Source organism: Blautia sp. MSK20_18 (genome assembly GCF_020553125.1).
GTDB classification, from domain to species: Bacteria; Bacillota; Clostridia; order Lachnospirales; family Lachnospiraceae; genus Blautia_A; species Blautia_A fusiformis.
The window spans coordinates 28,365-42,708 of record NZ_JAJCGR010000020.1 but is presented as its reverse complement, the minus strand read 5'-3'; the positions used below and the strand labels follow the sequence as shown (position 1 = coordinate 42,708).

The following is a 14,344-nucleotide window of genomic DNA, read 5'->3' as shown; positions in this document are numbered from 1 at the left end:
TTTTTATTAAAAAATATATTTACTTAAAATGTAAATTTATCAGCAAAGTATGCATCAAGCTCATCGATCTTCACACGTACCTGCTCCATAGTGTCACGGTCACGGACTGTAACTGCACCGTCATTCTCAGACTCGAAGTCATAAGTGATACAGAACGGAGTACCGATCTCATCCTGTCTGCGGTAACGTTTACCGATATTTCCACGGTCATCGTACTCACAGTTGTACTTCTTGGAAAGCTGCTGGTAGATCTTCTCAGCACCCTCGTTAAGCTTCTTGGAAAGCGGAAGCACACCGATCTTAACCGGTGCAAGTACCGGATGGAAATGAAGGACTGTACGGACATCGTTCTTCTCTGCATCCAGAACTTCCTCATCGTAAGCGCTGCAGAGGAAAGCAAGTACCATACGGTCTGCTCCAAGTGATGGCTCGATAACGTATGGGATATATTTCTGTTTCTTCTCATCGTCGAAGTATGTGAGATCCTGGCCGGATACATTCTGATGCTGTGTCAGGTCATAATCTGTTCTGTCAGCGATTCCCCAGAGCTCGCCCCATCCGAATGGGAAAAGGAATTCCACATCTGTGGTAGCCTTGCTGTAGAAGCTCAGCTCTTCCTTATCATGATCACGGTAACGAACCTCATCATCCTTAAGTCCGAGAGCACTCAGCCAGTCAAGGCAGAACTTCTTCCAGTATGCAAACCACTCAAGATCTGTATCCGGCTCGCAGAAGAACTCAAGCTCCATCTGCTCGAACTCACGGGTACGGAATGTGAAGTTACCCGGTGTGATCTCGTTACGGAAGGATTTACCGATCTGGCCGATACCAAACGGGATCTTTTTACGGGATGTTCTCTGTACGTTCTTGAAGTTTACGAAAATACCCTGTGCAGTCTCCGGTCTTAAATATACAGTATTCTTGGCATCTTCGGTAACACCCTGGAATGTCTTGAACATCAGGTTGAACTGACGGATATCTGTGAAGTTGTGTTTACCACAGCTCGGACATCCTACCTCGTGTTCTTTGATGAAGTCCATCATCTTCTCCTGGGACCATGCATCTACGCTTCCCTCAATGGCAATGTCATGCTCTGCACAAAAGTCCTCAATGAGCTTATCTGCACGGAAACGCTCGTGGCACTCTTTACAGTCCATAAGAGGATCAGAAAATCCGCCAAGATGTCCGGAAGCGATCCATGTCTGCGGGTTCATAAGGATCGCACAGTCAACACCTACATTGTACGGAGACTCCTGAATGAATTTCTGCCACCATGCACGTTTTACGTTATTTTTAAGCTCTACACCGAGATTTCCATAATCCCATGTGTTTGCCAGGCCGCCGTAGATCTCGGAACCCGGGTAAACAAATCCTCTGGCTTTTGCAAGAGCTACGATCTTTTCCATTGTCTTTTCCATGATTTCTCTCCTCTTGACTTGCAGCTGTTCCGCCAAATGCGTCCGGAAAGCTCCGGAAAAAGCTGCTTTTTTACATTTTTGGTCTTATTATACTAGTATCCTCATGATTTTTCAAGGATATTTCCATTTGCATTGCATCCTGTCCTGCTTTTGAAAAATAAATCGTTACGGTTATTCCGCAGCCGGCAGTGATCTATCTCATCAATTCCAGGATCTCCAGACTTTTAAACCGCTTGTCTGTATTCAGCTCCGTATACCGGTAAATGTGGCGTTCCAGTTCCCGCAGCACATCATCCCGCACTGTAAACGTATACAGCTTTGCCAGGGGGGACACGGCTATGTAGCGCATGGCATACAGGGCAGCCGCTGAGATCCGTTTCCTGTCCATGGCCATCCTACTGCAGTCCGCACACAGGATCCCATGCTCGTCCTGGGAGAAAAAAAGTTCTCCGGTTTCTTCCTCCATAAGCTCTCTCCCGCAGCCCGCACACTGGAACAGCTGCGGCATCACGCCCTGGATCACCATAGTCCGCAGTTCATAGATACAGCGCACCAGCCGGTCTTCTATATGAGGATTCAAAATGGCTTTGATGGTCACATAGAGAAGATTCATCATCTCCTTCTCATCCGTTCCCTCTTTGCCAAAATAATCTGCCAGCTCCAGAAAATAATATCCATAGTAAACCCCCGGCTGCCGGGTGGCCAGCTCCACAAAATGATGTTGCACGCTGACCTGGTTCAGATTATAGCTTGTCCTTCCCTCATAAAGAGTAAAGCTTCCGAATACAAACGGGTTAGCTGCTGCCATGAACGGACTGTTCTGCCGTCTCGCTCCCTTGGCAAAAGCGGAGATCTTCCCCCTCTCTCTTGTGAGAAGGACGATCCGCTTGTCATAATCCCCTACCGGCATGGCAGAAAGTACCACTCCCTGTACGGTAATCAGATCACTCATTTTCAGATTTCTTTCTTATCATATCCAAAGTTCTTGATCAGGAAATCACTGTCTCTCCAGTTCTTAGTCACCTTGACCCAGAGCTTTAGGTTTACCTTTGCTTCCAGCATACGCTCCAGCTCATAGCGGGCATTGCTTCCGATCTTTTTCAGCATGGCACCCTGTTTTCCGATGATGATGCCTTTGTGGGAATTACGCTCGCAGATGATGGTCGCATCAATATCTATGATGTTGCTTCTTCCCGGACGTTTCTTCATCCGGTCGATGGCAACGGCGATTCCGTGAGGGATCTCCTCATCCAGTGCATGCAGAGCCTTCTCACGGATGATCTCTGCGGCGATCTGGCGCTGAGGCTGGTCGGTAACTGTATCTTCATCATAGAACATCGGTCCGTACGGAAGATATTTGAAAATACTTGGAATGATATCCTGTGTGTTTTTTCCGCGGAGGGCAGAGCAAGGAATGATCTCTGCAAAATCACAGATCTTACGGTAGGTATCGATCGCAGGAAGAAGCTCTTCTTTTTTTACCGTATCGATCTTGTTGATGATGAGAATCACTGGAACTCCAACCTTCTGCAGCTGCTCGGCAATGTGGCGCTCTCCCGCACCTACGAATGTGGATGGCTCCACCAGCCACATAATGGCATCTACTTCCTTCAGGGTTCTCTCCGCAACCTGTACCATGTATTCTCCAAGCTTGTTTTTTGCCTTGTGGATACCCGGTGTGTCCAAAAATACGATCTGTCCCTCATCACAGGTATACACAGTCTGTATCTTGTTTCTGGTTGTCTGTGGCTTGTTTGATGTGATGGCGATCTTCTGTCCGATAAGATGGTTCATCAGCGTGGATTTTCCAACATTCGGTCTTCCGATGATCGCAACAAAGCCTGATCTAAAATTATTATCCATTCTTTATCCTCTCATAATCCTTTCACAGCCTGCTATCCCATTTAACGGACAGCAGGCTTTGTTTCTCCTCAGCCGATCAGTGGCTTCACTTCCATGAATACATCTTCCGCCTTCTCTATTGCAGTCTCACTTCCTACTACGCAGATCTGATCATCGGAAAGTACTGCTTCTACAAGAGCTGCCAGTTTCTGGATATCCTCCTTCTGCGCTCCGAGGATCTGATTTCTTTCCTTCTGGAGCATATCCTCTGTAACATTGGAGAAATATGCGGTTTTTGAGATACTTCCCTGCATCTGCGGAGTTCTCGGCACATCCTTGTTGCTGATCGTTCCGATGATATATTTTGTCATCTCACGCTCGTCTGCCTCAAAGGCACGGATATAATCCGGCACTCCCTGGTATACTTCCAGGGTTCTCTTTAGATGGGGGTCACGGTAGGATACCAGGAAGCTCTCTCCGTTTCTCTTAAAGCCACTCATGCAGCCATACGCTCCACCCTTTACACGAAGGTTGATCCAGAGATAATCGTAGCTTAAGATCACTTTCAGGATCTCCAGTGCACCGGTATACTCCAGGCCTTTTTTGCGGAAGTTTCCGTTCTGTGCCACATACTGGACCTGGCCGGAGGTCTTGAAGGCTTCGTTTTTCTTTATGCAGGGGGCCTGCTTCACAGACTCCGGCTTCTGTCCGTTAAACAAGACTTTTTTGATCCCGGCAGCCTGTGCTTTTACTACATCCAGAGATTCTCTCTCTCCGGTATAGCTTACACAGAAATTCTCCGGGCGAAGGACCTTTTCCATCACCTTACGGAGATTTTTCACGATCTCATCCTTGCAGCTGTCAAAATCCTTCTCCAGTTTTTCGATAAACTGATAATATCCGATTCCTGCCATCTCATCCTGGAATGCCGCCATCGGAGATGCGTAGGAAGCACCACGGAGAACGGCGGTGGAATGGCCTGCACTTGCAAGGCTGGCCTGGGCTCTGGATCTCACTCTGGCAATGATCTCGTAGAGACGTTTGGTGTCATCCAGCTTCGAAGTTGTAAGAACCTCCCGAATCATGGAAAACATGAAATCCATCTCCGGATATAACGCTTTTCCTCTTACGGCAAACATAGCACGGAATGCATCGGTATCCTGGGCATCATCAAAAACCTCTATCCCATAGGCAATACCGCCGGTTCTCGCATTCACTTCATTAAACAGCTCGCCATACGTGTAATTCTCCGTATCCACTGCACCAAGCACAGATTTCAGAAGTCCCAGATAATGGACTGTATCAACATCAAAGTCATGGATCTCAAAAAGAAGATCCGCATAACCGATACCATTGGTGCACACATCATGATACAGAAACAAGCTGTCCTCCACATGGTGCTCCTCGTTTGTCAGCCCTGTGACCTCTTTTTTGATGTCTTCTCTGGAGAGCATGGGGATGCAGGTCAGCGCTTCCGGAGCTTCCTCCGCTTCCTGATAAGCCTCCAGCGCTTTGGTATTCTCTACCATCCGGGTAAGCTCTTCATCAGAAAGGCTCTTTCTGTAATTCTCCAGCTTTTCTTCCAGTTCCTTATCCCTCTTTGCTGCAAGGCCCTTCTCCGGTACCAGGGAAAGGATCGCACCATGAGTGTTGCCCAGAAGATATTTCCGGATCAGCTCCTCGAAATATCCCTCTTCCAGAGCTTTTTTGAGGAACTCAAATCCCTCAAGAAGCTGTACTTCGCAGAACGGTTTCGTATCGTCATAAAGCCAGCTGCTTAAAATATCCAGGCCATACATCAGCCCCTTCGGATAGGAAGAGAAGTCTGCTTCACGGAAACGGAATTCATAGTAATTGATTCCGGCTGTTACCGCCTTTTTGTCGATGCCTTCCTCTGCGATCTTTGTGAGGGTGTCACGGATCACTTTGACAAATTCCTCTTTCTGGCTTAAGTTGGCTCCCTTTGCCACGATGGAGAAATAGGTCTGTTTGATGCCATCCTCAAAAGAACCATAGATATCTTTGCCGATCTTTGCATCCAGAAGTGCCTGCTTCAGCGGTGCACCAGGTGCGCTTAAAAGTGCGTAATCCAGAACCTCGAAAGCAAGACTTAAGTTGATATCTGCTGCCTCGCCCACAACCATATTGTAGGAAAGATAGGTGTTATCCTCTTCTCCTTCGTCCTCTGATACCGGATAATTTTTCCGGATATCTTTTACCTGGGCAAAAGCTTCCTGATCCCGGATCTCGGAATCAATAGTAAGGGAATCAAAAGCAGACAAATAATGGCTGTCAATAAACTCCAGTTTCTCCTCCATATCCATGTTTCCATAGAGATAGATAAAACTGTTGGACGGATGATAATATTGTCTGTGAAAATCCAGAAATTCCTCGTAACTGAGATCCGGGATATTTACCGGATCTCCGCCGGACTCACAGCCATAGGTGGTATCCGGGAACAGAGAATTCATGATCTCTCTCTCCAGAACATCGTCCGGTGAGGAAAAAGCACCTTTCATTTCATTGTAAACAACACCGTTGTACTTCAGCGGTCCCTCTTTCTGCTCCAGATGATAGTTCCAGCCTTCCTGGCGGAAAATCTCCTCTTTTTTGTAAATATTCGGATAGAATACCGCATCCAGATATACATGCATCAGATTCTGGAAATCCCGGTCATTACAGCTTGCTACCGGGTAGCAGGTCTTATCCGGATAGGTCATGGCATTAAGGAAGGTATTAAGAGAACCTTTTACCAGTTCCACAAAAGGATCCTTCAGCGGAAATTCCCTGGAGCCGCACAGTACGCTGTGTTCCAATATATGAGCAACACCTGTGCTGTTTTTCGGCGGTGTACGGAATGCAATGTTAAAAACCTTATTCTCATCACTATTCTCGATGAGCATCACTCTGGCTCCTGTTTTTTTGTGTCTCAGAAGCCATCCTTTTGAATGAATATCCTGAAGCTCCTCTTCCTTCAGGACTTCATATGCTTTCAGATGATTGGGATTCATAAAATAGTAACCTCCTGAATGTTTCTCTTCACACCCGACATGGATCTTCGTTCAAAAAATCTCAGAATATTTTATCGGATGCATGGCAACAAAAGGCTGCCTGAGTAGTCAGACAGCCTGAAACGGAAGCGCTCCGGCCTCCTAAATGTTTCCTTCGTTGGGATAATACTGCCTGTAGATTTCTCTGGCAGCTCTTGTGATGATTCCAAGCTCAGCTTCCATTCCAAGATTAGCCGGAAGCTCCACAGCTGTTTCCCTGATGTCTCTCTGGACCTTGGCCTTCGCACTGTCCTCCTTGATGTGGATCAGGCCGAAAATCGTTGTGTTATAGGATTTATCTGTCTGACAGAGATCCATGTAGACCAGAACCAGATGACAGCATTCCCGGTAAAGAAGCTCCTCATAAAGGCCGCCCCTTTCCTGGAGCTCCTGAAATTTCAGCTTCTTAAGATACTTGCCTATCTCTTTCTTCGCACTTCTTGTACCAAAGAATCTGGAAGCGGAATTCCGGTTAAACTCCATGGTCATCCAGAGACCGAGATAACCGTCTGCCCTGGTATCACCAGTCTCAGCTTTATCGCTGTAACGGATCTCCCAGAGTTCCCTGCGGATCCTGTTTTCTTCTGGTTCTTCTCCTGCTGCAATGGACTGCTCCAGAAGCTTCAGACGCTCCATGGGATCTTTCTCTCTATAGTATTTCGCAATTGTTGGTGTATCCATTCATTCTTCCTCCTGATATCTGAATATTATATCAGACAACCTGCCAAAAATACACCCCTATCTGTGATTTCGAAGCTTTTTCCCAGGGCTTTTCACTTTTTTTCCGCGGTTATCACATAGATATACATTGCGGATATACCACAGGGTCTTATCCTCTCCGTATTTATCCAGGATCCGGAGAAGTCCCTCCAGCTCTTTCTTTGTCTGTGGGTGGATAAACCACAGCTTCTCCTTGCTTTTCAGAAAATACTGCAATGGTTCATGATAGGTATATTCCTCTCCCAGATAGTTTCTGGATGCACTGATCCGGTCCATGACCATTTCCGCCACATATTTTCTGGGCATTCTGGCTCCCATGATCACATGCTCACCGTCAAGGGAATAGTCTACCCAATGTTCAAAATGGTGTCTGTTTCTTCCCTTATGGTGCAGCCAAGACATGGATACGCCGGTTGCCTCACGTTCTGCGTTGTTGGGGCTTCTTGTCCCCTGATAATATTTACAGCCTACCAGAAATTCCGTCGGGGAATATTTGGACAGGTCATGAAGCAACCCCTGCTTATATAACCCGATACGAAAACAATATTTCATCACCAGAAGCTTATGCCTCGTGATGGTCCTGAAGTGCAGCCACGGGTGCCATGATCGCATCTTTCTCCGCCTCCTGTCTGCCCAGCAATACCACAATGGCGCGGGGGCCTATTTCGATTGATTTTTTATATTCTTCTTCCTCCTCCAGATGGAATCCTGTTCCGTGAAGAGAGGTATCTGCGATTTTTTTCCAGCACATGCCTTCCGGGATATTGGGCAGAGCAAGGCTCCGGTTTTCCCAGTGGAAATTATAGCCGATGTAAATAAAATCATCCTCTGCAGCCTCCAGATCCTCTTTTTCCCTTGCATAGGCTCCGTAGTACATCATACCAAGAAGCCTGCTGGTATTCTCATAGCTCAGATACCAGGCACGTTCCCCGTGAAGAGACACATCCGGGAACCCCTTGGTCAGATAATCTACCCCTTTCAGTTCCACCGGCATATGAAGAACGGGATGGGCCTTACGAAAAGCAATGGCATCCTTTACAAATTCCCTCAGTCCCTGGTTTCTGGAAAGGCCCTTCCAGTCTGTCCAGCCGGTAGCATTATCCTGACAGTAGGCATTATTGTTTCCGCTCTGGGAATTGCCGAATTCATCGCCGTGATAGATCATGGGAACACCCTGGCTCAGCAGCATCATCAGAAAGGCATTTTTGATCTGGCGCTCCCTCATCTGACGGACGGAAACCTTACGGGTAGGGCCTTCCACGCCGCAGTTCCAGGAATAATTATAGCTGCTTCCGTCCTGATTGCCTTCGTCATTGGCCTCGTTATGTTTATAATTGTAGCTCACCAGGTCATTCATGGTAAATCCGTCCTGGCAGACCATGTAATTGATCACTCCATGATTCTCGCTGTTATGACGGATATGCCATGCTGCAGCCTCCACCATACCTTCATCGCTTTTCAGGAAACGGCGCATATCCTGGAGAAAATTCATATTGCTCTCCGCTCCGCAACGTCTGGCCGGAAACTTTCCTCTGTAAAAATGATCAAAATCAAAGCCCTGGAAGATCAGTTTTGCTCCGGAAAGGATTCCATCCCGAAGAAGCATCTCCCGGTTAAAGCCCTCTCCCAGCACATGAAATCCATCTACATGGTAAAAATCTCTCCAGAACTGCAAAGCTCGAAGAGCCATCAGGCTGTCTGTTTCCTCCGGAAAATAGAATTCCATGATACAGGCAATGCCGTTCTTGTGCAGCTCCCGGATCATATACAGAAATTCCTGCTCCGGTTCTCTGGTGCTGCAGTAAGCACTCTTCGGGCTGAAATAAAAGCCGGATGCATAGCCCCAGTAATTCACTACATTTTCTTTTCGGCGGGTCTTGATGTGTTCACTGCCTTCCTTCGGTTTACTGATCGGAACCTCACAGAATTCATAGGCAGGCATCAGTTCAATGGCATTGATCCCAAGTTCTTTCCAGTAAGGGATCATCTCTGCCAGGCCAAGAAAAGTCCCCTTATGGGAAACCATCTTTCTGGCAAGCTTCGTATAACCACGGACATGAAGCTTGTACAGGATCATATTTTCATATTCTACTGCCGGTGCAGTTTCATTTTCCCAGCCGGAAACATTCTCATTAAGGAAGCGACAGCGGACCTCCTTTTCCGGATCGTAAGGTACTCCGAAATGCGCTCTCCCGTGAAGTCCGTATGCATACGGATCCTGCACGATCTCACCGTCTATTTTATAATTATATTCAAACTCCTTCAGAGAAGCACTGCACAGCTTCAGCGCCCACACACGTCCTGTATGGAAATCCTTCGGAAAAACGATCTCCACCGGTGCGGCAGTTCCTCTTTTTTTATATAAAAGCAGGGACACTTCGGAATCTTCCGATGCCTCCACTGCAAAATTATAACCGCCCTCCATTTTGTTGGCTCCAAGTATCAGCGGCTGACCTTTCTCCACTCGACCTAATCTGCGGCTTGCCAAGGCAACTCCTCCTTTTCTCTTTTTATTATTCAAATCCATAGAAATCCTTTTCGCCGGATCCGTCACAGATCAATATCCAGCTCAACCGGGCAATGATCGGATCCCATGATCTCTCCGTGGATCTTCGCATCCTGAAGCTTTTCTTTCAGGGAAGGGGAAACAAGGAAATAGTCGATACGCCAGCCGGCGTTCTTCTCTCGTGCACGGAAACGGTAGGACCACCAGGAGTAAACGCCCTCTTTATCCGGATAAAAATAGCGGAATGTATCAATAAAGCCACTCTCAAGGGCTCTGGTAAAGCAGGCTCTCTCTTCATCAGTAAAGCCTGCATTTTTGCGGTTGGTCTTCGGATTCTTGAGATCGATCTCCTGATGTGCCACATTAAGGTCGCCACAACAGATCACCGGTTTCTTCTCCTGCAGTTTCAGAAGATAAGCTAAAAAATCCTCTTCCCATTTCATACGGTATTCCAAACGGCGGAGCTCGCTCTGGGAGTTGGGAGTATATACAGTCACAAAATAATACTCTTCGAATTCCAGTGTGATGACACGTCCTTCTTTATCATGCTCCTCTATCCCGATCCCGTAAGCCGCAGACAATGGCTCCCTCTTCGTAAAAATGGCTGTACCTGAATAGCCTCTGCGGTTTGCGTAGTTCCAGTACTGATGATATCCGGGAAGTTCCAGCTTTACCTGTCCCTGCTGGCATTTCGTCTCCTGCAGACAGAAAATATCCGCATCCAGCTCATGAAAGCGTTCCTCAAAGCCCTTGGTGATACAGGCCCGGATCCCATTTACATTCCAGGAAATAAATTTCATATTTTTATATTTTCTCCTCATTTTTTCGTCATATTTTTATTATATCTCACATTGTCGGATTAAGCAAAAAATATTTTGAAAGTTTTCTCAGGCTCTCAAATATTTTGTTGCTGTTCTACGTCATATCTGTTAAAATGTTCTCTATATCATGCAGAGCTGCCCTCTTATTTACAGGCAGCAGCAGAACGGAGGATTTTTTTATGAGTGATGAATTTAACAAAAGCGGATGTGCACCAAGCGACTGCGCTTCCTGCACAGCTAACTGCGAAAGCAAGGTAGATGAAGCACATCATACCATCACCCTGACTATGGATGATGATACTGAGGTAGAATGTGCCATCCTTACTATTTTCCCTGTAGAGAACAAAGAATATATCGCACTTCTCCCACTGGATGAGAACGGCCAGAATGAGACCGGTGAGGTTTATCTCTACAGCTTCTCCCGCACAGCAGACGGCGATCCGATGCTGGCAAACATTGAAGATGATGAAGAGTACGACGCTGCCGCAAATGCCTTTAACGCAGTCGTGGAAAAAGCACGTGCAGACGAGGAGGCAGACGCACCTCTCAGCTAAACAGTGCATTTATCGGAAAGCAGTAACTACACAAAACAAGCCCGGAAAATCGGATGTATGTGGTCTTCACACCTCCGCCTTCCGGGCTTTTGTTTTATTTTGTGGTACTTCCGAAGCCGCCGTTTCTTACTGCATCTGCATCGTCATCCACGGTGATTCCGTATTCCACAAAGATCCCCTGCATAAAACCGGTTCCTGCCGGGATCTGGATCGTTTTATCTTCTCTTGTATCGTTAGTCAGCTTGGCAAAGATATGACCTTCGTTGTCGGAAAAGAAATAATCGCTGTCAATGATTCCCACTGTGTTATTGAGCTGCAGCCGGAATTTAAATCCCAGTCCGCTTCTCGGATAACATTTCAGGACCCAGCCCTCTTCCATCTCTACGCGGATACCGGTTGGTATCTTTACGATCTCACCCGGCTTCATGGTCACATCCACAGGTGCATAAAAATCATATCCTGCACTTCCGGTCGTAGCTCTCTTCGGAAGCTTCAGACTGTCGTAGATATTCCGGAGCTCCTCTTCTGAATACTGTTCAAAGGTATCCTTCCAGTCCTTTGCAAACTGTTCAAAACTTACCTTGTGAAATTTCGCAATTCTTTTCATTTTTCGTTCCACTCCCAATAGGTAATTTCAAAAAAACCTCTGATCACTCCGTGTACAGAACCACACGGTTCTCACGAAGTGACGCCTGTACATCGATCACCCTCTGATTTGAGGAGCCTTTCCATTTCAGACGAACCTCTTTCTTGTCCACCTGAAATTCCCCGTCCACGCATACATCCAGATAATGGATGATCTCGTACTGCTGGATCTCTTCCCAGAGAGAACCGGTATACAGCCAGATGGTCTTATCCGGATACTTCTCTCTGATCTCTCTTGCAAGAGCTGTTACCTCAGCGATATTGGAAGGATGCAGAGGATCTCCTCCTGAGAATGTGATCCCGCTGATATAATCCTTGTCCAGCTCTGCAAATATCTCAGCTCGCTCGCTGTCCGTAAATGGGAGACCTCCGTTTGGATCCCAGGTAATTGGATTCTGGCACTCCCGGCAGCCGTGTGAACAGCCGGCCACCCAGAGTACTACACGAAGTCCGTCTCCGTTTAACATATCGTCCTTGGTAATATTGTGATATCTCATCATTTATGCTTCTTCCGGTACATCCTTCATGCTGAAGCTGATTCTTCCCATCTTGTCCTTGCCAAGGCAGATAACCTTAACTTTGTCGCCAAGTGTGAGAACATCCTCAACACGGTTGATCCTCTGTTTGGAGATCTTGGAAATGTGTACCATTCCCTCCTTGCCCGGTGCAAACTCAAGGAACGCACCAAACTCTTTGATGCTGACTACGCGTCCTGTAAAGATCTGTCCTGCCTCAAACTCGGTAGTGATGATCTCGATCATACGTTTTGCTTCATCCATACCCTTCTGGTCTGTTCCGCAAATGGAAACTGCGCCGTCATCTGTGATGTCGATCTTCACACCTGTACGCTCGATGATCGTGTTGATGGTCTTTCCTCTCTGTCCGACTACATCACCGATCTTCTGCGGGTCGATCTGGATCTGGATGATCTTCGGAGCAAACTCACCAACGCTTGTACGAGGCTTGTCGATACATTTCTCCATAACTTCTGTCAGGATATATTCTCTTGCCTCTTTTGTCCTGCGGATCGCCTCCTCAACGATCGGTCTTGTAAGACCATGGATCTTGATATCCATCTGGATCGCTGTGATTCCGTCATGTGTTCCGGCTACCTTGAAATCCATATCTCCGAAGAAGTCCTCAAGGCCCTGGATATCTGTAAGAACGATGTAATCATCGTCTGTTTCACCTGTAACAAGTCCACAGGAAATACCTGCAACCGGTTTCTTGATCGGTACACCGGCAGCCATCAGTGACATGGTAGATGCACAGATACTTGCCTGGGATGTGGAACCGTTGGACTCAAATGTCTCAGATACGGTACGGATTGCATACGGGAACTCCTCTTCTGTAGGAAGTACCGGTACCAGTGCTCTCTCAGCAAGTGCTCCGTGGCCGATCTCACGGCGTCCCGGTCCTCTGGAAGGTTTTGTCTCACCTACGGAGTAGGACGGGAAGTTGTAGTGATGCATATATCTCTTGGATGTCTCAAACTCATCCAGTCCGTCAAGACGCTGTGCCTCTGTAAGAGGAGCCAGTGTGGTAACGGTACAGATCTGAGTCTGTCCTCTTGTGAACATGGCAGAACCGTGAACTCTCGGGATAATGTCTGTCTCCGCAGCCAGCGGACGGATCTGTCTGATCTCACGGCCGTCCGGACGTTTGTGATCTTTGAGGATCATCTTGCGGACAGTCTTCTTCTGGTACTGATATACAGCCTCACCGAGAACGGCAAGCCACTCTTCGTTATCTGCAAAAGCTTCTTTCAGCTTGTCTGTGATCTCGCTGATATTATTCTCACGTGTCTGTTTGTCATCGGAGAATACGGCAACCTCCATCTCTTCCGGAGGAACGATCTTCTTGATCTCATCAAAGAGTTCCTGCGGTACTGCACAGGACTCGTAGGAATGTTTCTCTTTTCCGCACTCAGCTACGATCTGGTCGATGAATTTAATGATCTCCTGGTTTACTTCGTGAGCCTTGTAGATGGCTTCGATCATCTTGTCTTCCGGAATCTCGTTGGCTCCGGCCTCGATCATGATAACTTTCTCTCTTGTGGAAGCTACGGTAAGCTGAAGGTCAGAAACTGCCTTCTGTGCAAGTGTCGGGTTGATGATGAACTCGCCGTCGATCATGCCAACCTGTGTGGTTGCACATGGGCCGTCAAATGGGATATCAGAAATACAGGTTGCAATGGAAGAACCAAGCATAGCCGGGATCTCCGGATTGCACTCCGGATCAACAGACATAACCATGTCTACCAGTGTTACGTCATTTCTGTAATCCTTCGGGAACAGTGGACGCATTGGGCGGTCGATAACACGGGATGTAAGGATCGCATGTTCGCTTGCCTTACCCTCTCTCTTGTTGAATCCTCCCGGGATCTTTCCTACTGCGTACATTTTCTCCTCATACTCAACGCTTAACGGGAAGAAATCGATCCCTTCTCTTGGCTCTTTGGATGCGGTAGCAGTAGCAAGGACCGTAGTATCACCGTAGTGCATAAGAGCAGCACCATTGGCCTGTTTCGCTACACGTCCGATATCTACAGTCAGTGTTCTTCCTGCAAGTTCCATGGAATAACTTTTGTACATATTCGTTCTCCTTTTCTTATTATATTAATATCTGACAGGAGCCCGAAACAACTGAAAAGACCACTTCCTTTGAAAAAGATCTCGACCGGAAATGGGCTTTTCAGTAGTCTCGGAAATCACTCCTGCGGTAATTCCGTCTGTGTTTATCACACATGTTAAAATGGGGCGGATGGAATCATCCGCCCCTCCCGTAG

General features: G+C 47.2%; 12 protein-coding genes. 1 reads left to right on the top strand and 11 read right to left on the bottom strand.

All coding sequences use genetic code 11. The features are described from left to right. Positions 1–23: 23 nt before the first annotated feature. The 8 genes from LI091_RS11825 to LI091_RS11790 all read right to left on the bottom strand — a co-directional run bounded on the left by LI091_RS11825 (position 24) and on the right by LI091_RS11790 (position 10,336). Complete coding sequence (locus LI091_RS11825; RefSeq protein ID WP_015525811.1) at positions 24–1,418, bottom strand: glycine--tRNA ligase; 1,395 nt, start codon at positions 1,416–1,418, stop codon at positions 24–26. 193 nt (positions 1,419–1,611) lie between these two features. Next, positions 1,612–2,370: a DNA repair protein RecO gene (recO, locus tag LI091_RS11820; RefSeq protein WP_092069364.1), complete on the bottom strand. Its 759-nt coding sequence runs from the start codon at positions 2,368–2,370 to the stop codon at positions 1,612–1,614. Positions 2,371–2,372: 2 nt separating this feature from the next. Then, entirely contained in the window at positions 2,373–3,281 is a 909-nt protein-coding gene (era, locus tag LI091_RS11815; RefSeq protein WP_015525809.1) for a GTPase Era, read from the bottom strand. A 68-nt stretch (positions 3,282–3,349) separates the two neighbouring features. Beyond that, positions 3,350–6,271, bottom strand: a complete 2,922-nt coding sequence (locus tag LI091_RS11810; protein ID WP_265191180.1) for an insulinase family protein — start codon at positions 6,269–6,271, stop codon at positions 3,350–3,352. 141 nt (positions 6,272–6,412) lie between these two features. Next, a complete protein-coding gene (locus tag LI091_RS11805; protein WP_173740827.1) occupies positions 6,413–6,991 on the bottom strand; it encodes a DUF6553 family protein in 579 nt (192 codons plus the stop codon). Between the two features lie 57 nt (positions 6,992–7,048). Beyond that, complete coding sequence (locus LI091_RS11800; protein WP_021977109.1) at positions 7,049–7,642, bottom strand: DUF5662 family protein; 594 nt, start codon at positions 7,640–7,642, stop codon at positions 7,049–7,051. Next, on the bottom strand, positions 7,593–9,518 hold the full coding sequence (locus LI091_RS11795) for a Type II secretory pathway, pullulanase PulA and related glycosidase (RefSeq protein WP_265191179.1): 1,926 nt from the start codon (positions 9,516–9,518) through the stop codon (positions 7,593–7,595). The genes LI091_RS11800 and LI091_RS11795 overlap by 50 nt, the downstream gene beginning before the upstream one ends. Before the next feature lie 62 nt (positions 9,519–9,580). Beyond that, positions 9,581–10,336, bottom strand: coding sequence for an exodeoxyribonuclease III (locus tag LI091_RS11790; protein WP_178004229.1), 756 nt, complete (start codon positions 10,334–10,336; stop codon positions 9,581–9,583). Between the two features lie 200 nt (positions 10,337–10,536). Here LI091_RS11790 and LI091_RS11785 point away from each other — a divergent pair, with 200 nt between their 5' ends. Next, positions 10,537–10,911 carry a DUF1292 domain-containing protein gene (locus LI091_RS11785; protein ID WP_015525805.1) on the top strand — a complete coding sequence of 125 codons (375 nt, stop codon included), beginning with the start codon at positions 10,537–10,539 and terminating at the stop codon, positions 10,909–10,911. A 94-nt stretch (positions 10,912–11,005) separates the two neighbouring features. On the opposite strand, the gene LI091_RS11780 is transcribed toward LI091_RS11785, so the two are convergent. Genes LI091_RS11780 through LI091_RS11770 form a run of 3 tightly spaced genes read right to left on the bottom strand, consistent with a single transcriptional unit; the run spans position 11,006 to position 14,150 of the window. Then, positions 11,006–11,518, bottom strand: a complete 513-nt coding sequence (locus tag LI091_RS11780; protein ID WP_174095713.1) for a deoxyuridine 5'-triphosphate nucleotidohydrolase — start codon at positions 11,516–11,518, stop codon at positions 11,006–11,008. Between the two features lie 43 nt (positions 11,519–11,561). Next, positions 11,562–12,053 (bottom strand): anaerobic ribonucleoside-triphosphate reductase activating protein, encoded by a 492-nt coding sequence (nrdG, locus tag LI091_RS11775; RefSeq protein WP_044961222.1) that lies wholly within the window; start codon positions 12,051–12,053, stop codon positions 11,562–11,564. A gap of 3 nt (positions 12,054–12,056) precedes the next feature. Further along, positions 12,057–14,150 (bottom strand): polyribonucleotide nucleotidyltransferase, encoded by a 2,094-nt coding sequence (locus LI091_RS11770; RefSeq protein ID WP_114001447.1) that lies wholly within the window; start codon positions 14,148–14,150, stop codon positions 12,057–12,059. Positions 14,151–14,344 lie beyond the last annotated feature (194 nt).